Origin of the sequence: Sphingobium sp. RSMS, from assembly GCF_005406185.4 — a bacterium.
GTDB lineage: Bacteria > Pseudomonadota > Alphaproteobacteria > Sphingomonadales > Sphingomonadaceae > Sphingobium > Sphingobium fuliginis.
In genome coordinates this window covers 1,296,029-1,316,786 of the sequence record NZ_CM191257.1, presented here as the reverse complement: position 1 = coordinate 1,316,786, position 20,758 = coordinate 1,296,029, and the positions used below count along the sequence as shown (strand labels likewise).

The window sequence follows — 20,758 nt, the reverse complement described above, 5'->3', positions numbered from 1 at the left end:
GGATATGGATCGGGCGCCCATATCGGGCGCCCCTATCAGGCTATGGTGGGGACGATCCCGCCCTCCGCCCGGATCGCCGCGCCATTGGTGACGGCGGCGAGCGGGCTGGCGAGATAGGCGACCATCGACCCGATCTCGTCCGCCTCGATCAGCCGGCGGACGAGGGAGAGCGGGCGCAGCGTCCGGAAGAATTCCGCCTCGCGTTCGGCCTCCGGCGCGTCCTTGTTTTCGACCACCGACTGGATGAAGTCGACGATCCCCTCCGAACGGGTGGGGCCGGGCAACACCGAATTCACCGTCACGCCGGTGCCGCGCGTCTGTTCGGCCAGTCCGCGGGCGATGGCGAGCTGGGCGGTCTTGGTCATGCCGTAGTGGATCATCTCGCCGGGGATCACCAGCGCGCTTTCGCTGGCGATGAAGATGATGCGGCCCCAGTTCTTCGCGATCATGCGCGGGAAATAATGACGGGCGAGGCGGGCGCCGCTGACGACGTTGACCTCGAAGAAATGATGCCAGTCCTCGTCGGAGATTTCGGTGAAGGGCTTCGCTTCGTAGATGCCGAGATTGTTGACGAGGATGTCGACGTCCGGAGCGGCTTCGATGAGCGTGGCCGCGCCCTGCGCCGTCGCGGGATCGGCCAGGATCGGGCGGACCCTGCCTGACTGGGCAAGCTGCGCGGCCGCATCGTCGAGCTTGGCCTGATTGCGGCCGGTGATCACGACCTCCACACCTTCTTCGGCAAGGCGCCTGGCGATGGCAAAGCCGATCCCGGCGGTCGATCCGGTGACGAGCGCGGTCCTGCCGTTGAGTTTCAGATCCATGGGGCAACTCCTGTTCTGCGTGAGTGAACGCAGAAATAGGAGAAGGGATCATTGATGATTAGAATGATCGTCGTCACTATAGAAGTGATTTCAGATCATGAGCGATGCATGGACAACCGCTTTGGGGATATAGAGACGTTTCTGGCGGTGGCGCAGGAGGGCAGCCTTGCCTCCGCCGCCAGGGCCTTGCGGCTGACGCCGTCCGCCGTCAGCCGCAGCATCGCCCGGCTGGAGCAGCGGCTGGGCGTAACCCTGCTGCGGCGGACCACGCGGTCGCTGGCGCTGACGATGGAAGGGGCCGCCTATCGCGACCGGATGTCGGCGCTGATGGCGGAAATGACCGATGTCGAAAGCAGGCTGGGGCAGGAGGAGCAGGGACCGCGAGGGCTGTTGCGGGTGAATGCCTCCGTATCCTTCGGCATCCACTGCCTGTTGCCGATCCTGCCCCGCTTTCTGGCCCGGCATCCGGCCGTGACGGTCGATCTGGCGTTATCCGATGCGGTGGTGGACCTGGTGGAGGAGAGGGCCGACATCGCCATCCGGATCGGGCCGCTGCGCGATACGCGGCTGCGCGCCAAGAAGCTGGGGCGCAGCCGCATGGTGCTGGTCGCCAGTCCCGCCTATCTGGCTGCGCGGGGCATGCCGCTCAGGCCGGACGATCTGGACGGGCATGACTGCCTGCAGTTCAGCTTTCGTCGATCGGTGGACAGCTGGGCCTTCCGGATCGGCGGGCGGACGGTGCAGCGTCCGGTGCAGGGGCGTTTCTTCGGCAATTCGGGCGAGGTCGTGCGGCAGATGGCGATCGCGGGCGGCGGCATAGCGCGGCACGGGCGCTTTCACGTCGCCGCCGACGTGCGGGAAGGGCGGCTGGTCGAGGTGCTGGGCGATTTCAGCACGGGGGAGGGCGAGGATATTCACGCGCTCTATTCCGCGCAGGACCGGCTGGCGGCGCGGGTGCGGGCTTTTCTCGATTTTCTGGAGGAGGAGCTGGAATTGCCGGATTAGCCCAGCGGTCTGGGCGCAGCGAGGAAAGCGGTGTGCCTTAGCCGATCCAATAGGGCACGATCTGGCGATTGTCGGGATCGACGCGGATCGGGCGGTCCGCGGGCGGGAAGGCGCGTTGGTCGCAGCTCTGGCGGGGGCAGAGGCGGCAGGTGATGCCGATCGGGGTTGCCGCGCCCTCCACCTCCAGTTGCAGGCCGTCGGCATAGACGAAATTGGCGGCATGCGCGATTTCGCAGCCCAGCACGACGGCGAAGCGGCGCGGCGTGCGGCTGTAGCTGCCGGAGGGTTTAACCAGACCCTTCGCCATGGACACATAGCGGACGCCGTCGGGCGTTTCGCCCAGTTGCACGTTGATCCGGTCGGGGACCGCGACCGCTTCATGGACGTTCCATAAGGGGCAGGCGCCGCCGAAGCGGGCGAATTGCAGGCGGGTGGCGCTGTGGCGCTTGGTGATGTTGCCCGCCATGTCGACGCGGCAGAAGAAGAAGGGGATGCCGCGCAGGCCGGGCCTTTGCAGCGTCGAGAGGCGGTGGCAGGCCTGTTCGAAGCTGACGCCGAAGCGGCGCGCGAGACGGTCTATGTCATGGCGGACTTCGCGGGCGGCTTCGCGGAAGGGGGCATAGGGCATCAGCAGCGCCCCCGCCGCATAATTGGCGAGGCCGATGGCGAGCAGCCGGTCCGCGCCGGGCACGGGCAGCGCCGCCCTGTTGACCACGTCCGCGATCACGGCCTGCCCCTCCAGCATCATCAACTGGTGGGCGAGCATGAATTTGCGGCTTTCGGTGGGCAGGGCCGCGTTCACGAACAGGCGCTTTTCGCTGCTGGTATAGGAGCGGAGCGCGGAATCCGGCGTTTCCGCGATCAGCGTTTCGATGCCGTGGCGGCGGGCCAGCGCCTCCACCAGCATGCCTTCGTCCAGCGTCTGGCCGGCGGTGAAGCTGGCGGCCATGTCCTCCGCCAGGCAGTCAAGGACATGGACGTAATTGCCCGCTTCGTGGAACCAGTCGCGCGCCGCTTCCCAGGGCAGGCGGGCCTGCACCGCATGATCGTTGGCAATGGCCTCCTCGATCATGTTGATGCGTTCATTGGCGCGCATATGGGCATTGTAGAGGTCGACATAGCGCGCCGCGAATTCGGGGAAATGCAGGTGCAGCTTCTCGATCCGTTCCGGCTCCATCGGCACGCCGGGCAGTTCGGGATGGGCGAGGGCGAAGGTGAAGGCGCCCAGAAGCTGTTCCTCCTCCCGGCTGTCGAAGCTGGCCCAGTCGGTGGGAAAGGCGCTGGCGACGGCCGCCTTGACCTTGGCCGTCAGGGGGCGGTCGTCATTCTCAAGCTGGCTGAGATAGGATACCGATATGCCAAGGGCCTGGGCCATGGTCGCCTGGTCCATGCGATGGTCGAGACGGAGTTGGCGCAGGCGCGGTCCTGCGAAGATTCGATTGCCACGAGCCATGGATCGTCCATAATTTGCAAAATCGCGATTTGCAAATTGGCAAAATTGCATTTGCGAAAATGCGGAAAGATTGGGAAGGGGCGGACATAGACGTCCGCGACAAGCCGGAGAAAAGCCTGATATGTCGAAGCTCGCCATCATCGAACAGCTCGAAGCCAAGCGGGAGGCCGCGCGTCTGGGCGGCGGACAGCGCCGCATCGACGCGCAGCATGCCAAGGGCAAGCTGACCGCGCGGGAGCGGCTGGACGTGCTGCTGGACGAGGACAGCTTCGAGGAGCTGGACATGTATGTCGAGCACAACTGCATCGACTTCGGCATGGACGGGCAGCATATCCCCGGCGACGGCGTCGTCACCGGATCGGGCACCATCAACGGCCGGCTGGTCTATGTCTTCAGCCAGGACTTCACCGTCTATGGCGGCGCGGTGTCGGAACGGCACGCGATGAAGATCTGCAAGATCATGGACATGGCGCTGAAGGTGGGCGCTCCCGTGATCGGCCTCAATGACTCGGGCGGCGCGCGCATCCAGGAAGGCGTGGCTTCGCTGGCGGGCTATGCCGAGATTTTCCAGCGCAATGTGCTGGCGTCGGGCGTGGTGCCGCAGATCAGCGTGATCATGGGGCCGTGCGCGGGCGGCGCGGTCTATTCGCCGGCGATGACCGACTTCATCTTCATGGTGAAGGATTCGAGCTTCATGTTCGTGACCGGCCCGGACGTGGTGAAGACCGTCACCAACGAGGTCGTGACGCAGGAGGAACTGGGCGGGGCGGTGACGCATACCACCAAATCGGGCGTGGCCGACCTTGCGTTCGAGAACGACATCGAGGCGCTGCTGGCGGTGCGCGATTTCGTGGACTTCCTGCCGGCGTCCAACAAGGAGCCGGTGCCGGAGCGGCCGAGCGCCGATCCGTGGGACCGGATCGAGGACAGCCTGGACACTTTGGTCCCCGCCAATGCGAACCAGCCCTATGACATGCATGAGCTGATCCGCAAGGTGGTGGACGAGGGCGACTTCTTCGAGGTGCAGCCCGCCCATGCGGGCAACATCATCTGCGGCTTCGGCCGGGTCGAGGGCAAGACGGTGGGCGTCATCGCGAACCAGCCGATGGTGCTTGCCGGGGTGCTGGACATCAACTCGTCCAAGAAGGCCGGGCGCTTCGTGCGCTTCTGCGATGCGTTCGAGATTCCGATCGTGACCTTCGTCGACGTGCCCGGCTTCCTTCCCGGGACGGCGCAGGAGCATTCGGGCATCATCAAGCATGGCGCGAAGCTGCTGTTCGCCTATGCGGAGGCGACCGTGCCGAAGATCACCGTGATCACGCGCAAGGCCTATGGCGGGGCCTATGACGTCATGTCCTCCAAGCATCTGCGGGGCGACCTCAACTATGCCTGGCCCACCGCCGAAATCGCGGTGATGGGGGCCAAGGGCGCGGTGGAGATCATCTTCCGCGGCAAGACGCCCGAAGAGATCGCGGAAAAGACCAAGGAATATGAGGACCGCTTCGCCAACCCCTTCGTGGCAGCGGGCAAGGGCTTCATCGACGAGGTGATCCAGCCGCATTCGACCCGGAAGCGGATCGCCCTGGGGCTGCGCAAGCTGCGGAACAAGGCTTTGGAGAACCCCTGGAAGAAGCACGACAATATTCCGCTCTAAGGTGAATCCGTCATCCCCGCGCGGGCGGGGAACCCTCTCCGGACATCATATCCGGGGAGAGGGCGGGAGATGGATTCCCGCCGTCGCGGGAATGACGAAGTTGGGAATGACGTTATGAAACTCGGCCGTCTCAATCATATCGGCGTGGCGACGCCCTCGCTGGAAGCATCGATTGCCTATTATCGCGACGTCATGGGCGCGACCATCGCGCATGAGCCGTTCGACCTTCCGGCGCAGGGGGTGAAGGTCTGCTTCGTGGATACGCCGGGCGAGAACGGCACCGCCGGCACGCAGATCGAGCTGATCGAACCCTTGGGCGAAAACTCGCCCATTCACGGCTTCATCGCCAAGAACCCGGCGGGCGGGCAGCATCATATGTGCTATGAAGTGCCCGACATTCATGAAGCCAAGGCGTGGTTCGAGGGGCTGGGCAAGAAGGTGCTGGGCGAGCCCCGCATCGGGGCGCATGGGACGCTGATCTTCTTCGTCCATCCCAGGGACATGAATGGGGTGCTGACCGAAATCATGGAAACGCCCAAGGAAGGCGCGCATTGATATGACAGAGAAGCCGACGCTGGACCAGTGGGCCGCCGCCGCCGCCAAGGAGGTGAAGGGCAAGGACCTGAACTGGGAAACCCCGGAAGGGATCACGGTCAAGCCGCTCTACACGGCGGAGGATGTCACCCCGGATAAAGTTGGCGATCCGGGCCTGCCCGGCTTCGCGCCGTTCACGCGGGGCGTGCGCGCGTCCATGTATGCGGGGCGTCCCTGGACCATCCGGCAATATGCGGGCTTTTCGACCGCGGAGGAATCCAACGCCTTCTATCGCCGCAATCTGGCGGCGGGACAGAAGGGGCTGAGCGTCGCTTTCGACTTGGCCACCCATCGCGGCTATGACAGCGACCATCCGCGTGTCGTGGGTGACGTCGGCAAGGCGGGCGTCGCCATCGACACCATCGAGGACATGAAGATCCTGTTCGACGGCATTCCGCTCGACCAGATGTCGGTTTCCATGACCATGAACGGCGCGGTGATCCCGATCCTCGCCTTCTTCATCGTCGCGGGCGAGGAGCAGGGGGTTGAGCGCAGGCTGCTCGACGGGACCATCCAGAACGACATTCTGAAGGAGTTCATGGTCCGCAACACCTATATCTACCCGCCCGAACCCTCGATGCGGATCATCAGCGACATTTTCGGCTATACCAGCCGGGAGATGCCCAGGTTCAACAGCATCTCCATCTCCGGCTATCATATGCAGGAAGCCGGGGCGACGCAGGTGCAGGAACTGGCCTTCACCATCGCGGACGGCGCGGAATATGTGCGCTATGGCGTGGCGTCGGGCCTGGACATCGACAAGTTCGCGGGGCGGCTGAGCTTCTTCTTCGCCATCGGCATGAACTTCTTCATGGAGATCGCCAAGCTGCGCGCTGCCCGCGTGCTCTGGCATCGGGTGATGACGAAGCTCGGCGCGAAGGACGAACGCTCCAAGATGCTGCGCACCCATTGCCAGACGTCGGGCGTGTCGCTGACCGAGCAGGACCCCTATAACAATGTCATGCGCACCACCATCGAGGCGATGGCGGCGATGCTGGGCGGCACGCAGTCGCTGCACACCAACGCGCTGGACGAGGCAATCGCGCTCCCAACCGATTTTTCGGCCCGTATCGCGCGCAACACGCAGATCGTCATCCAGGAAGAGACGGGCATGTGCAATGTCGTCGATCCGCTGGGCGGCAGCTATTATATCGAGGCGCTGACCCAGCAACTGGTCGACGCCGCGCAGGAGATCATCGACCGCGTCGAGGCCGAAGGCGGCATGGCCAAGGCGGTGGCCGCCGGCTGGCCCAAGGCGATGATCGAGACCGCCGCCGCCGCCCGTCAGGCGCGGGTCGACCGGGGCGAGGACGTGATCGTCGGCGTGAACAAATATCGTCTGGCGAACGAGGACCTGCTCGAGACGCTGGAAGTCGACAACAGCAAGGTCCGTGAAGCGCAGATCGCCCGCATCAACAAGGTGAAGGCGGAGCGTGACGAGGCCGCCTGTCAGGCCGCGCTGGATGCGCTGCGCCGGGCGGCAGCGGGCGAGCAGTCGATCGAGAACAACCTTCTCGCCCATGCGGTCGAAGCGGCGCGTGCCCGCGCCACGCTGGGCGAAATCTCCTCCGCCATGGAGGACAGCTTCAACCGATACGGCACGGTGCCGACGCCGGTGAAGGGCGTCTATTCCAAGCCCTATTCGCGGGATGCCCGCTGGCAACAGGTTCTTGACGGGGTGCAGGCCGTCGAGCGGCGCCTCGGTCGCAAGCCGAAGATCCTTATCGCCAAGATGGGGCAGGACGGCCACGACCGGGGCGCCAACGTGATCGCGTCCGCGTTCGGGGACATGGGTTTCGACATCGTGTCGGGCCCGCTGTTCCAGACGCCGGAGGAAACGGTGGTGCTGGCGCTCGACAGCGGCGCGGACGTGGTCGGCGCCTCGTCGCTGGCCGCCGGGCACAAGACGCTTATTCCCGAACTCATCAGGCAGCTTCGGGAACAGGGGCGCAACGACGTCAAGGTGGTGGCGGGTGGGGTCATTCCGCCGCAGGATTACGACTTCCTCCGTGACGCAGGCGTCCAAGGGATTTATGGACCGGGCTCCAACGTCGTGGAATGCGCCGCCGATGTGCTGCGCCTCCTCGGCCACAACATGCCCCCGGCGGGGCTGGAGGAAGCCGCATAATGACTAAGACGCCTCGCACTGACTGGACCCGCGACGAAATCGCCGCGCTGTTCGACCTGCCCTTCAACGACTTGATGTTCGAGGCGCAGTCGATCCATCGTGCGAACTTCCCGCGCAATGAGGTGCAGCTTTCGACCCTGCTGTCGATCAAGACGGGCGGTTGTCCGGAGGATTGCGGCTATTGCAGCCAGTCGACCGACGCGGAAAGCGGCCTCAAGGCCACCAAGCTGATGGACGTGCAGGCGGTGCTTCAGGCGGCGGCGCAGGCGAAGGACCATGGTTCGGGCCGTTTCTGCATGGGCGCGGCGTGGCGCAATCCCAAGGAACGGGACATGCCCAAGCTCATCGAAATGGTGAAGGGCGTTCGCCAGATGGGCATGGAAACCTGCATGACGCTGGGCATGCTGTCGGCTGGTCAGGCCAAGCAGTTGGCCGATGCGGGGCTGGATTATTACAACCACAATATCGACACCTCGCCGGAAAATTACGCCAACGTCATCACCACCCGGACCTTCGCGGACCGGATCGAGACGCTGGAAAATGTCCGGGACGCGGGCATCAATGTGTGCTGCGGCGGAATCGTCGGCATGGGGGAGACGCGATCGGATCGCATCGGCTTCCTGCATGCGCTCGCCACCATGCCGCATCCCGAAAGCGTGCCGATCAATGCGCTGGTGCCGGTCGAGGGCACGGTGCTGGGCGATATGCTGAAGGACACGCCGCTCGCGAAGATCGATGAGGTGGAGTTCGTCCGCACGGTCGCCGTGGCGCGGATCGTCATGCCGCGGTCGATGGTGCGGCTTTCCGCCGGGCGCGAGAGCATGAGCGAGGCTTGTCAGGCGCTCTGCTTCATGGCGGGGGCGAACAGCATCTTCACCGGCGACAAACTGCTGACCGCGGCCAATGCCGGGGACGACAAGGATAGCGCGTTGCTCGGGAAGCTCGGGCTGACGCCGATGATGGCTCAGCCGCATGGGCATCTGGAGGCGGCTGAGTGAAATTCGGCCGAAAATGATGACGGTGATAGTCGTTGTGCTGGCCGTGATCTTCTGGGGTTTGTTCTCGTCGGGCGCCTTCATGCACGGCGATTAGCATCAACCACCACCTCCGTTCGCCCTGAGCTTGTCGAAGGGCTGCACTTCTCTTCGAAAGGGAAGGAGGGGGCTTCGACAAGCTCAGCCCGAACGGGGTGAGAGGAACTGAATAAGGACTGGGGCAAGGATAGATAATGGCAATCACCAAGATCCTGATCGCGAACCGTGGCGAAATTGCGTGCCGCGTCATCCGCACCGCGCGGAAGATGGGCATCAAGACCGTTGCGGTCTATTCCGACGCGGATGCGCGCAGCCCCCATGTGCTGATGGCGGACGAGGCCGTGCATCTGGGCCCGCCGCCTGCCGCCCAGTCCTATCTGCTGGCCGACAAGATCATCGAGGCGTGCAGGGCGACCGGCGCCGACGCGGTTCACCCCGGCTACGGCTTTCTCTCCGAGCGGGAGAGCTTCCGCAAGGCGCTGGACGAAGCGGGCATCGTCTTCGTCGGTCCTCCCGCCAACGCAATCGCCGCCATGGGCGACAAGATCGAATCGAAGAAGCTCGCCAAGGCGGCGGGCGTCAATGTGGTCCCCGGCTATGTCGGCGTGATCGAGGATACCGAACATGCCGTCCGCATCTCGAACGAGATCGGCTATCCGGTGATGATGAAGGCATCGGCCGGCGGCGGCGGCAAGGGGATGCGCCTTGCCTATTCCGAGCAGGACGTTCGCGAAGGCTTCGAGGCGACCAAGCGCGAGGGGCTGAACAGCTTCGGCGATGACCGCGTGTTCATCGAGAAGTTCATCGAAAGCCCGCGCCATATCGAAATCCAGATATTGGGCGATCAGCACGGCAACATCGTCTATCTCAATGAGCGCGAATGTTCGATCCAGCGCCGCCACCAGAAGGTGGTGGAGGAAGCGCCGTCGCCCTTCGTATCTCCCGAAATGCGCAGGAAGATGGGCGAGCAGTGCGTCGCCCTGGCGCGGGCGGTCGGCTATTTCAGCGCGGGCACGGTCGAGTTGATCGTGTCGGGCGCGGACAAGACGGGCGACGGTTTCTACTTCCTGGAGATGAACACCCGTTTGCAGGTGGAGCATCCGGTTACGGAAGAGATCACTGGCCTCGATCTGGTCGAGCAGATGATCCGCGTTGCCAATGGCGAGGAACTGGGCTTCGCCCAGGAAGATGTGAAGATCAACGGCTGGGCAATCGAGAACCGCGTCTATGCCGAGGACCCCTATCGTGGCTTCCTGCCCTCCACGGGCCGCCTGATCCGCTACAATCCGCCCGAAACCGGCGCTGATGAAACGGGGGCGCTGGTGCGTGTCGATGACGGCGTGGTCGAGGGCGGCGAGGTCAGCATGTTCTACGACCCGATGATCGCCAAGCTGATCACCTGGGCGCCGACCCGGCTGGAAGCCATAGACAAGCAGATCGCGGCGCTCGACCAGTTCGAGATCGAGGGGCCGGGGCATAATATCGATTTCGTCTCCGCGCTGATGCAGCATGAGCGCTTCCGTTCGGGCAACATCACCACCGGCTTCATCGCGGAGGAATATCCGGAGGGCTTTACCGGCGCGCCGGCTTCGGAGACGCTGCTGAAGCGTCTGTCGGCCATCGGCGCCTTTGCAGCCATGGCGCAGGCGGACCGGGCGCGCCGCATCGACGGGCAGCTTGGCAAGCGCCTCGCTCCGCCGACCGACTGGCAGGTGAAGATCGGCGATGCGGTCCATGATGTCGTGATCAATGGCGATGACGTCACGGTGGATGGCGAAGCCATCGAACTGGCGCTGGAATATACGCCCGGCGACCGGCTGATCGAGGCGGAGTTCGGTGAGGAGCAACTGGCGGTGAAGATCGCGCCGGTGCGTTCGGGCTTCGTGCTGACCGCCCATGGCGCCAGCCACAAGCTGCGCATCCTGCCCGCCCATGCGGCGGTGCATGCCAGGCATATGATCGAGAAGATTCCGCCAGACCTGTCGCGCTTCCTGATCTGCCCGATGCCGGGCCTGCTGGTGGCGCTGAATGTGAAGGAAGGCGACAAGGTCGAGATCGGCCAGCCGCTGGCCGTGATCGAGGCGATGAAGATGGAGAATATCCTGCGCGCGCAGAAGGCGGGCGTGGTGAAGAGCGTGTCCGCCGCGCAAGGGGAAAGCCTGCCGGTCGACGCGATCATTCTGGAACTGGAATAAGCGCTTGCCTGGGGCGAGGTCGGGGAACGGCCTTCCCGACCTTGCCATGGGACCGGTTCTTGAGCGGGCTGCTTTGGAATTGAATCGGATCGCCGTTCCAGATTCCTTGTTTTTCCGTGATTCTTGACCGGCGGTCGGTTCCGATCGCCTGGAAATCGCTCTCGCGTTTTCCGATTCAGCAGATGATTCCATCTGCTTGGAAAACTCTCTAGCATGCCGCCATGCATCTGTATCATGATTCCGCTTCGGCCGCCGCCGACATCATCGGTTTCGACGATTTTCTGAAGGTCGACATTCGCGTCGGCACGATCCTTTCGGCGGAGCCATATCCGGAGGCGCGCAAGCCAGCCTATAAGCTGGTGATCGATTTCGGTCAGGGCATCGGCAAGAAGAGATCGAGCGCGCAGATCACGGAACATTATGCGGTGGAGGACCTGCCGGGCCGACAGGTTGCGGCCGTCGTCAATTTTCCGCCGCGGCAGATCGGGAAGTTCCTGTCCGAGGTGCTGACGCTTGGCTTTGCCGATGAGGCCGGGGCCGTGGTGCTGTTTGCGCCGGATCGGGCGGTGCCGAATGGGGCGCGGCTGTTTTGAAGGGGCTGATCTGGATGAAGGAGGAGCGGGCCTGCGGCCCGCGCGATCCCCTGTGGATCGCAACCCCCTCACCCAGCTACGACTAAGGCAGCAAGCTGCCAAGTCTGCGCAGCCCTCTCCCTTAAGGGAGAGGGATAAAGCGGGTGTCCGCTTCCCACGCATATCGCGTCCATTCGCACGTCGCGCTTGCCGGAGTTCGGCACTTCATTAGAACGTAGGCGAACAATCAGTCAGGCAAGCGGGGGCGGAATGGGTGGAAGTGCGGTCGGCACCGACTATGTGATGGATGCGAAGCGTGACCGGCTGGTCATCACCGCTTCGGCGCTCGGCACATTGTTCGAATGGTATGACTTCTACATCTACGGCGTCCTCGCCCCGATCATCGGGCGTACATTCTTCCCGACGGACAATCCGACCGTGGAACTCCTCTATTCGCTGGCAGGCTTCGCCATCGGTTTCGGGTTCAGGCCGCTCGGCGCGGCGTTGTTCGGCTATCTGGGCGACAGGCTGGGGCGCAAATATACCTTTCTGGCGACCATCGTGCTGATGGGAGCGGCGACGGCGGGCGTCGGGCTGACCCCGTCCGCCGCGAGCATCGGCATCGCCGCGCCGGTCATCCTGATCCTGCTGCGGATCGCGCAGGGACTGGCGCTGGGCGGGGAATATGGCGGGGCGGCGATCTATGTCGCGGAACATGCGCCGCCGGGGCGGAGGGGTTTCTTCACCAGCTTCATCCAGGCGGGGGTGATCGGCGGCTTCATCCTGTCGCTGATCGTCGTGGTCGGCACGCAATGGGTCGTCGGCAAGGCGGTGTGGGACGATTGGGGCTGGCGCCTGCCCTTCATCTTCTCGCTGGCGTTGCTGGCGATTTCGCTCTGGATGCGGCTGATGCTGCGCGAAAGCCCGATCTTCGCGGCGATGAAGGCGGCGGGCGAGCAATCGCGCAACCCGCTGAAGGAGGCGTTCACCTATCCCGGCAACAGGCGGCGGATGCTGGTGGCGATGATCGGCATCGCGGCGGGCTTCACCGTCATCGCTTATACGGTGATGTTCCAGGCGCTCTATTTCCTGCAGAACGGCCTGCATGTCGCGCCGGGCATGGCGCAGTTGCTGGTAGGCGGCAGCGCCTTTGCGGGCGTGGCGGCCTTCATCTTCTTCGGCTGGCTGTCCGACCGGGTGGGGCGGAAGAAGCCCATCGTCATCGGCTATGCGCTGGTGTTGTTGCTGCTCATGCCGCTCTATCAATTCATGGGGAGCGTGGCGAACCCGGCCCTCTACCGGGCGGCGGAGCGCGCGCCGGTGATCGTCAGCGGCCCCGATTGCAGCTTCGATCCCTTCGCCAAGGTGCAGCCGACCGTCTGCGGCAAGCTGCTCGACCATTTTTCCAAGCGCGGCATCGCCTATGAAAAGCGGGAGGCGGCGACGCCTTCGGTCAGCGTCGGTTCCGTGGCGGTCGCGGATCTGAGCGCGGAAGGGCTGGATGCGGCGCTGCATGCGGCCGGATATGAATCGGCCCCCGTCACGCCGGACTGGCCGCGCGCCTTGTTGCTGTTCATGGCGCTGCTGCTGCTCTGGACGCTGTCGGGGGCGACCTATGGTCCCGTTGCGGCGCTGCTGTCGGAATATTTTCCGGCGCGGATACGCTATAGCTCGCTGTCGATCCCCTATCATATCGGGACCGGTTATTTCGGCGGATTCCTGCCGCTGGTCAGCCAATATATCGTGGCGCGGACGGGCGATCCCTATGCGGGGCTGTGGTACACCATCGCGGTGGTGGCGGTTGCGCTGCTGACCTGCATGGTCGCCCTGCCGGAGACGCGCGGGGCCGCGATGGATGCCTGATCCCTCGACGCTTGCGTCGCGGAGCGCTATCGGACAGGCGATGGCTGATTTTTCCGCACCTTTGCGCCTGCGTCTGGATGGAGGCGCTTTGCTCGCCAACTGGCGCTGGTTGAAGCGGCAGGGCGGCGCGGCGGCATGCGGGGCGGCGATCAAGGCCAATGGCTATGGGCTGGGCAGCGGGGAAGTGATGCGGCGCTTGCTGGCTGCGGGATGCCGGGACTTCTTCGTGTCCAACTGGGCCGAGGCGATGGCGCTGGAACCTTTGATCGGCGAGGGCGTGTCGCTTTCCGTGCTGCATGGCGTGCGGGAGGAGGACATGGCGGTGGCGCTCGCCTCCCGCGCAAGGCCGGTGCTGTGCACGGAAGGGCAGATTGCGCGCTGGAAGGAGGCGGGCGGCGGGCTTTGCGACGTCATGGTCGATACCGGCATGAACCGCCTGGGGCTGGATTGGCGGGGCGATGTTTCGGCGCAGGTCGCGGGGCTGGAGGTGGCGACATTGCTCAGCCATCTGGCTTCCGCCGATGAGGATGTGCCGCTGAGCCAGGTGCAGTTGGAACGGTTTTCGGTGCTGCGGGGCGCAGTCAGGGCGGCGCGTTACAGCCTGTCGAACAGCGCTGGGATTTGCCTGGGCGCTGCCTATGCCTTCGACATGACGCGGCCGGGGATCGCGCTTTACGGCGGCGTGCCGCGCACGGAAGCGGCGGGGCGGATCGGGCAGGTCGTCTTTCCGGAGGCGCAGGTGCTGCAACGCCGCCGCGTCCGGGCGGGCGACACCATCGGTTATAATGCGACCCATCGCGCAGCGGCGGACATGGAGATCGCCGTGGTGAATCTGGGCTATGCGGACGGCTATTTGCGCGGCTTTTCCGGGCGGGGGTCCATGACTGTCGGGGACAGGCATCTGCCGGTGGTGGGAAGGGTCTCAATGGATTTGACCGCCGTCGACGTGTCGGGTCTGCCCGAGGTCGCGGAGGGGGATTGGCTGGGCGTCGACTATGCGCTGGCGGAGGCGGCGGCGGTTTCCGGACTGTCGCAATATGAGTTGCTGACAGGGCTGGGCGCGCGTTTCGACCGCATCTGGCGCTGATTGCAGAAGGCCGCCGATCCGGATTGGGTCGGCGGCCTTTTCGTTGCTTTACCGCCGGCTTAGCGCTCGACGCACATGGCGACGCCCATGCCGCCGCCGATGCAGAGGGTCGCGAGGCCCTTCCTGGCGTCGCGCTTCTGCATCTCGTAGAGCAGGGTGGTGAGGACGCGGGCGCCCGAAGCGCCGATCGGATGGCCGATGGCGATCGCGCCGCCGTTCACATTGACCTTCTCCGGGTCCCAGCCCAGTTCCTGACCGACCGCCAGCGCCTGCGCGGCGAAGGCTTCATTGGCTTCGATCAGGTCCAGATCGGCCAGCGACCAGCCCGCCTTGGCCAGCGCCTGACGGCTCGCCGGAGCCGGGCCGATGCCCATGATCGAGGGATCGACGCCGCAGGTGGCGAAGCCGGCGATGCGCGCCAGCACGGTCGCGTTGCGCCTGGCGGCCTCATCGGCGCTCATCAGCACGAGGGCGGCGGCGCCGTCGTTGATGCCGCTAGCATTGGCGGCGGTGACGGTGCCGTCCTTCTTGAAGGCCGGACGCAGGCCCTGCATCGCCTCCAGCGTGGCGCCGGCGCGGATATATTCGTCGGCGTCGACGACGGTGTCGCCCTTGCGGCCCTTGATCGTCACGGGAACGATCTCATCCTTGAAGCGGCCCGATGCGCGGGCGGCTTCGGCCTTGTTCTGGCTGCCGACGGCGAATTCATCCTGCGCCTCGCGGCTGATCTGGTACTTCTCGGCCAGATTTTCCGCCGTGATGCCCATGTGATAATTGTTGAAGGCGTCGGTCAGGCCGTCATGCGTCATCGTGTCGATGAAGGAAATCGGCCCCATCTTCGCGCCGCCGCGCAGATATTGCGCATGGGGCGCCATCGACATGCTTTCCTGACCGCCCGCGACCATGATGCGGGCGTCGCCCGCGCGGATCGCCTGAGCCGCCAGAGCGACCGCGCGCAGGCCAGAGCCGCAAAGCTGGTTGAGGCCGATGGCGGTGCGCTCCACCGGAATGCCGGCGTTGACGGCGGCCTGACGGGCGGGGTTCTGGCCCTGCGCCGCGGTCAGGACCTGACCCAATATGACTTCGTCCACTTCCTCCGGCGCGACGCCGGCCTGGGCGAGAGCGGCGACGATGGCGGTGCGGCCCAGCTCATGCGCGGGGGTCGACCCGAAGGCGCCCATGAAGCTGCCGACGGCGGTACGCTTGGCAGCGGTGATGACGATGTCTGACAAAGCCTTGATCCTCAGTTCCGGGGTGATTGTTTTCGCAGGCGCACATATCATCATCCGCCATGACTGGAAAGCCATTGGGACAAAGGCTCCCACAGCATCGCCCGTCCGTTGCCGCTCACGATCATGCCGACATGGCCAAGGCTCAAGGTCGTGTTCTCGCCCATTTCCGGGGCGGCGGCGGCGGGAACGATGCGGTCAGTTGCGGAACGGATTGAAAGCGTTGGACAAGTCAGCCGGCGGGGATCGACCGTCCGTCCGTCGATATGCCATTCCCCCCGTCCGCTCGCATTTGCGGCATAGAATTGCTCGAAAAGGTCACGCCCCGCAGCATAGCTGAGCGGTGGGCCGCCATTGGCCCAATCCTCCACCGCCAGAAAGGCATGCTCTTCGTCCGAACCCGGCTCCATGCCGACAAAGGCCGCATATTTGCGAATCGTCCGGGCGGGGTCCATCGCCCAGAAGCCCGATTGCAGCACCTCCATCGGGACATAGTCCAACCGTTGGCACATGGGCCTGGAACTGCGCCAGAGCGCGCCGATCTGTTCCCGGTCTGCCGCAGGGAACCCGTCGAAGTTCCAGGGCGCGGCAATCGTCGCCAACGCCCTTGCGGGTTGCAGCGCCGCAGCGCCGATGGCCAGATTTCCGCCGAGGCAATATCCCACCAATATGGGTGGCCGGGGAAGGGCGGCCAGCATCGGCAACAGACGGTCCATCACATGCCGGTCCAGCCCCAGCGCGCCGTCGTCCGCCGCGGGCGTGCCCCAGTCGACCAGATAGGCGTCATGTCCTGCTGCACGCATGTGGCGCAGCATGGACCGGCTGCCGGACAGGTCCAGCACTTGCGGCGGGTTGATCAGCGAAGGCACGAAAACCACGGGATGACGGCCGTTTTCCGTCCCATATCGAAGCAGCCTGGCGCTGCCTTCGCGAGCCACGACGGGAACGGCGGGGGGCGGGGCGGGGCGAATAGCCTCCTGATATTTCCGCAAACCCTGGAACGCCCGTTTGCGCAGTTCGGGATCATCCTCCGTCTCGCGCCATAAAATATTGAGAAAAAGGGGCAGGGGCCGCGGCCCATGTTGCGGCGCGGCATTCCCTTGTGCTAATGCGGAAAATGCAGGTGTGGGAGAGGTATCCATGGCCAAATCTAAGACCGCGAACGAATCCGAACCGGTCGTCATCAAGAAGTACGCTAACAGGCGGCTCTATAACACAGAAACGTCGAGCTACATCACGCTGGATCTTTTGTCGCAGATGACTCGTGAGGGGCGCGAGTTCGTCGTCGTCGATGCGAAGACCGGAGAGGACATCACGCATAATGTCCTGACCCAAATCATCATGGAGGAGGAGCAGCGGGGCAAGAACATGCTGCCCGTCAACTTCCTGCGTCAGTTGATCGCCATGTACGGCGATTCCATGCAGTCCATGGTGCCGCAATATCTGGAAGCGTCGATGGACGCCTTTCGCAAGAACCAGCAGCAGTTCCAGGAAGCCATGAAGGGCGCCTTCGGCGGCGGCCCGCTGGCCGAGATCGCCAAGCGCAACATGCAGATGTTCGAGGCGGCGGCGAGCGCCTTTGGCACGGGGATGCCAGGCATGCCTGGAATGGCGGCGCCGACATCTTCGCCCACGCCGTCCGCTGCCGAAGAGGCGAAGGACGATGAGATCGCGGAACTCAAGGCCCAGCTTGCCGCGCTCAACGCGAAGATCGACAAGCTTTCCTGATTTCCGTCATCCCAGCGTAAGCTGGGATCTCAGGCGGTACGACACAGCCTGGCCTTACGAGATCCCAGCTTTCGCTGGGATGACGATATTGTCGATGTTCGCCCTTTACTTGGGCTGGTTGCTCATTGGGGCGACGGCCCTTTGGGGTCGACAGGGGCGGCGCGCTTGGCCTATGGCGCGCCATCCACTCGAATTTTAAGGTCGATCCCGTGAAGCACGCCCTTTCCGTTACCCGCGAACAGGATTTCGCCGCCTGGTATCAGGCCGTCATTTCCGAAGCCGACATGGCCGAGGAAAGCGGTGTGCGCGGGTGCATGGTCATCCGGCCATGGGGTTACGGCATCTGGGAACGGATGCAGAAATTGCTGGACGAGCGCATCAAGGCGACCGGCCATGAGAATTGCTATTTCCCGCTGTTCATTCCGCTTTCCTATTTCGAGAAGGAGGCGGAGCATGTCGACGGCTTTGCCAAGGAAATGGCGGTCGTCACGCATCACCGGCTGATCCAGAAGGACGGGAAGATGATCCCCGATCCCGAAGCGAAGCTGGAGGAGCCGTTGGTGGTTCGTCCGACGTCGGAGACGGTGATCGGCGCGGCCTTCTCTCGCTGGGTGCAGAGCTGGCGCGACCTGCCGGTGCTGATCAACCAGTGGGCGAATGTCGTGCGTTGGGAAATGCGCACGCGGATGTTCCTGCGCACGGCGGAATTTCTCTGGCAGGAGGGGCATACCGCTCACGCCAGCGTCGATGAGGCGATGGAAGAGACGCTCAAGATGCTGGAAGTCTATCGCGGCTTTGCCGAGGAATGCGTGGCGCTGCCGGTGATCGCGGGTGAGAAGCCCGAGAATGAGCGCTTTCCGGGGGCCGTCGCGACCTATTCCATCGAGGCGATGATGCAGGATGGGAAGGCGTTGCAGGCAGGCACGTCGCATTTCCTGGGGACCACCTTCTCGCAGGCGCAGAATATCAAGTTCCAGAATGCCGAGGGGCAGCAGGAACTGGCGCAGACGACCAGTTGGGGCGTGTCGACGCGGATGATCGGCGGGCTGATCATGGTGCATGGCGATGATGACGGGCTGCGCGTGCCGCCGCGGGTCGCGCCTTATCAGGTGGTCGTCGTGCCGATGCTGCGCGATACGGATGAGGATGCGGCAATCCTGGATTATTGCGGCGAGCTGGTGGCGGAGCTGAACAGGCAGGATGTGTTCCGGGAGCCGGTGCGCGCCTTGCTGGACCGGCGGCCGGCCAAGGCGGCGAACAAGCGCTGGGGCTGGGTCAAGAAGGGGGCGCCGGTCGTGATCGAAGTCGGCGGGCGCGACGTGGCCGGGGGCAATGTGTCCATAATCCGGCGTGATCGGCTTTATCGTGAGGACGGGAAGCTCGATAGCCGGATTGTGGCGAAGGCGGACTTCCTTGGCGCGGCTACGGGGATGCTGGAGGATATTCAGCAGGCTTTGTTTGCGGATGCGCAGGCGCGGCTGCTGGGGAATATCGACAGGTCGGTGACGTCGCTGGATGGGCTGAAGGCTTATTTCGGGGCTAGCAAGAAGCCGGGCTGGGCGCTGGTGCAGTGGGCCAAGCCGACTGGGGCTGCGCTCGACAAGGTGATCGAGTGGTTGAAGGGTGAGAAGCTGACGTTGCGCAATGTGCCGACGGATGCGGAAGCGGCTGATGGGCTGTGCGTGTTCACCGGCGAGAAGGCGGTGGAGCGGGTGTTGGTGGGGCGTTCTTACTGAGCCTCTAAAATTCCCTCCCGTTTACGTTCAAACAAGGCACGTAACTCGTTTGAAGGGTTGGGCTGTATCGACATTCAGTTCGATATGGGAGGTTTCCAACATAATTGACGTCATGCTGAACTTGTTTCAGCATCCATCGTGCCTCCAGGCGCCGTTCTCCTGTGGGGAGAAATGGATGCTGAAACAAGTTCAGCATGACGATTTGGAATGAGGGCTAATGCCTATCGTTCGAAATAGCTGAATGCCGATACAGCGCAGGGGAGGGCATGTCACAGCACTCTCCTCACAATCTCTTCCCCGACCCCTCCCGCAAGCGGAAGGGGAGCTATAAGGGCAATTACAGCACATATTTGCTGAGGTCGGTGTTGCGCGCCACTGCGCTCAACTGCTTCTCCACATAGGCCGCATCGACCACCAGCGTTTCGCCCTGGCGGTCTTCCGCGTCGAAGCTCACATCCTCCAGCAGCTTTTCCATAACCGTCTGGAGGCGGCGGGCGCCGATATTCTCGACCTCGCTGTTCACCTCCGCCGCGATCTTCGCGACGGCGCGGATGCCGTCGGGCGTCAGGTCGATGGTCACGCCCTCGGTCGCCAGCAGCGCGCGATATTGCGCAACAAGGCTCGCCTTGGTGTCGGAGAGGATCGACACGAAATCATCCTCGGTCAGCGCCTTCAGTTCGACGCGGATCGGCAGGCGGCCCTGCAATTCCGGCAGCAGGTCGCTGGGCTTCGCCACATGAAAAGCGCCCGATGCGATGAACAATATATGGTCCGTCTTGAGCGGGCCATATTTGGTCGAGACCGTCGTGCCCTCGATCAGCGGCAGCAGGTCGCGCTGCACGCCTTCGCGGCTGACGGAGCCGCCGCGCACGTCGCTCACCGCGATCTTGTCGATCTCGTCGAGGAAGACGATGCCGTTCTGCTCCGCGCTGGAGATGGCGACGCGGGCGACGTCGTCCTGGTCCAGCCTCTTGTCCTGCTCCTCCTCGACCAGCTTGTCCCAGGCTTCCGCGACGCGCAGCTTGCGGCGCTTCTTCTGCTGTTGACCGAAGGCCTTGGACATCATGTCGCTGAGGTTGATCATGCCGATCTGGCCGCCCATGCCGGGGATTTCCATCGGCATGGAGGGGCTGTCGGTGACTTCCACCTCAACCTCGACATCGTTCATCTGGTTGTTCTCGATCCGCTGGCGGAAGGAGAGGCGGGTCGCCTCGCTCGCTTCCTTGCCGGTGAGGGCGTCGAGCAGGCGGGCCATGGCGGCTTCGGATGCGGCTTCGCGCACGGCTTCGCGGCGGCGGTCGCGTTCCAGGCGGACGGCTTCCTCGACCAGATCGCGGACGATCTGCTCCACGTCGCGGCCGACATAGCCGACTTCGGTGAATTTGGTCGCTTCCACCTTGACGAAGGGCGCGTCGGCCAGCTTGGCGAGACGGCGGCTGATCTCCGTCTTGCCGCAGCCGGTGGGGCCGATCATCAGGATGTTCTTCGGCGTCACCTCGTCGCGCAGGTCGGCGGAGAGGCGTTGACGGCGCCAGCGGTTGCGCAGGGCGACGGCTACGGCGCGCTTGGCGTCGGCCTGGCCGATGATGTGGGCGTCGAGGGCGGAGACGATGGCTTTGGGTGTCAGATTGTCGTTCATGGGATCTCTAAAAATCCGTT

At 64.2% G+C, this 20,758-nt stretch carries 16 protein-coding genes; 11 read left to right on the top strand and 5 right to left on the bottom strand.

The genetic code is table 11. The features are described from left to right. Positions 1–35: 35 nt before the first annotated feature. Positions 36–821 carry an SDR family NAD(P)-dependent oxidoreductase gene (locus EGM87_RS06105; RefSeq protein WP_044662353.1) on the bottom strand — a complete coding sequence of 262 codons (786 nt, stop codon included), beginning with the start codon at positions 819–821 and terminating at the stop codon, positions 36–38. Between the two features lie 108 nt (positions 822–929). Here EGM87_RS06105 and EGM87_RS06100 point away from each other — a divergent pair, with 108 nt between their 5' ends. Then, positions 930–1,826 (top strand): LysR family transcriptional regulator, encoded by an 897-nt coding sequence (locus tag EGM87_RS06100; protein ID WP_025547359.1) that lies wholly within the window; start codon positions 930–932, stop codon positions 1,824–1,826. 37 nt (positions 1,827–1,863) lie between these two features. On the opposite strand, the gene EGM87_RS06095 is transcribed toward EGM87_RS06100, so the two are convergent. Then, complete coding sequence (locus EGM87_RS06095; protein ID WP_025547357.1) at positions 1,864–3,279, bottom strand: helix-turn-helix domain-containing protein; 1,416 nt, start codon at positions 3,277–3,279, stop codon at positions 1,864–1,866. Positions 3,280–3,400: 121 nt separating this feature from the next. Between EGM87_RS06095 and EGM87_RS06090 the strand changes: the two genes are divergently transcribed. The 8 genes from EGM87_RS06090 to alr all read left to right on the top strand — a co-directional run bounded on the left by EGM87_RS06090 (position 3,401) and on the right by alr (position 14,406). Next, positions 3,401–4,933: an acyl-CoA carboxylase subunit beta gene (locus EGM87_RS06090; RefSeq protein WP_025547356.1), complete on the top strand. Its 1,533-nt coding sequence runs from the start codon at positions 3,401–3,403 to the stop codon at positions 4,931–4,933. A 114-nt stretch (positions 4,934–5,047) separates the two neighbouring features. After that, complete coding sequence (gene mce, locus EGM87_RS06085; protein WP_025547355.1) at positions 5,048–5,488, top strand: methylmalonyl-CoA epimerase; 441 nt, start codon at positions 5,048–5,050, stop codon at positions 5,486–5,488. Position 5,489: 1 nt separating this feature from the next. After that, positions 5,490–7,655 (top strand): methylmalonyl-CoA mutase, encoded by a 2,166-nt coding sequence (scpA, locus tag EGM87_RS06080; protein ID WP_044662352.1) that lies wholly within the window; start codon positions 5,490–5,492, stop codon positions 7,653–7,655. Then, a complete protein-coding gene (gene bioB / locus EGM87_RS06075; RefSeq protein WP_044662351.1) occupies positions 7,655–8,653 on the top strand; it encodes a biotin synthase BioB in 999 nt (332 codons plus the stop codon). Before scpA ends, bioB begins: the two co-directional genes overlap by 1 nt. A 230-nt stretch (positions 8,654–8,883) precedes the next feature. Further along, positions 8,884–10,884 (top strand): acetyl-CoA carboxylase biotin carboxylase subunit, encoded by a 2,001-nt coding sequence (locus EGM87_RS06070; RefSeq protein WP_044662350.1) that lies wholly within the window; start codon positions 8,884–8,886, stop codon positions 10,882–10,884. 221 nt (positions 10,885–11,105) lie between these two features. Next, positions 11,106–11,477, top strand: a complete 372-nt coding sequence (locus EGM87_RS06065; RefSeq protein WP_044662349.1) for a tRNA-binding protein — start codon at positions 11,106–11,108, stop codon at positions 11,475–11,477. Between the two features lie 249 nt (positions 11,478–11,726). Further along, on the top strand, positions 11,727–13,319 hold the full coding sequence (locus EGM87_RS06060; protein WP_044662348.1) for an MFS transporter: 1,593 nt from the start codon (positions 11,727–11,729) through the stop codon (positions 13,317–13,319). A gap of 40 nt (positions 13,320–13,359) precedes the next feature. Beyond that, on the top strand, positions 13,360–14,406 hold the full coding sequence (alr, locus tag EGM87_RS06055; RefSeq protein WP_137710444.1) for an alanine racemase: 1,047 nt from the start codon (positions 13,360–13,362) through the stop codon (positions 14,404–14,406). Between the two features lie 59 nt (positions 14,407–14,465). Here alr and EGM87_RS06050 read toward each other — a convergent pair whose 3' ends face one another. Next, positions 14,466–15,638 carry an acetyl-CoA C-acetyltransferase gene (locus tag EGM87_RS06050; RefSeq protein ID WP_044663157.1) on the bottom strand — a complete coding sequence of 391 codons (1,173 nt, stop codon included), beginning with the start codon at positions 15,636–15,638 and terminating at the stop codon, positions 14,466–14,468. A gap of 50 nt (positions 15,639–15,688) precedes the next feature. Further along, the gene (locus tag EGM87_RS06045) at positions 15,689–16,777 is read right to left on the bottom strand and encodes a polyhydroxyalkanoate synthase family protein (protein WP_083198869.1); all 1,089 of its coding nucleotides are present in this window, start codon (positions 16,775–16,777) and stop codon (positions 15,689–15,691) included. Between EGM87_RS06045 and phaR the strand changes: the two genes are divergently transcribed. Together phaR and EGM87_RS06035 are read left to right on the top strand one after the other, a co-directional pair. Beyond that, complete coding sequence (phaR, locus tag EGM87_RS06040; protein ID WP_044662346.1) at positions 16,776–17,363, top strand: polyhydroxyalkanoate synthesis repressor PhaR; 588 nt, start codon at positions 16,776–16,778, stop codon at positions 17,361–17,363. The two genes, EGM87_RS06045 and phaR, sit on opposite strands and share 2 nt — an antisense overlap. Positions 17,364–17,572: 209 nt before the next feature. Then, the gene (locus EGM87_RS06035) at positions 17,573–19,099 is read left to right on the top strand and encodes an aminoacyl--tRNA ligase-related protein (protein ID WP_044663155.1); all 1,527 of its coding nucleotides are present in this window, start codon (positions 17,573–17,575) and stop codon (positions 19,097–19,099) included. Between the two features lie 337 nt (positions 19,100–19,436). Here the strand turns inward: EGM87_RS06035 and hslU are convergent, their stop codons facing one another. After that, a complete protein-coding gene (hslU, locus tag EGM87_RS06030; RefSeq protein ID WP_044662345.1) occupies positions 19,437–20,738 on the bottom strand; it encodes an ATP-dependent protease ATPase subunit HslU in 1,302 nt (433 codons plus the stop codon). Positions 20,739–20,758 lie beyond the last annotated feature (20 nt).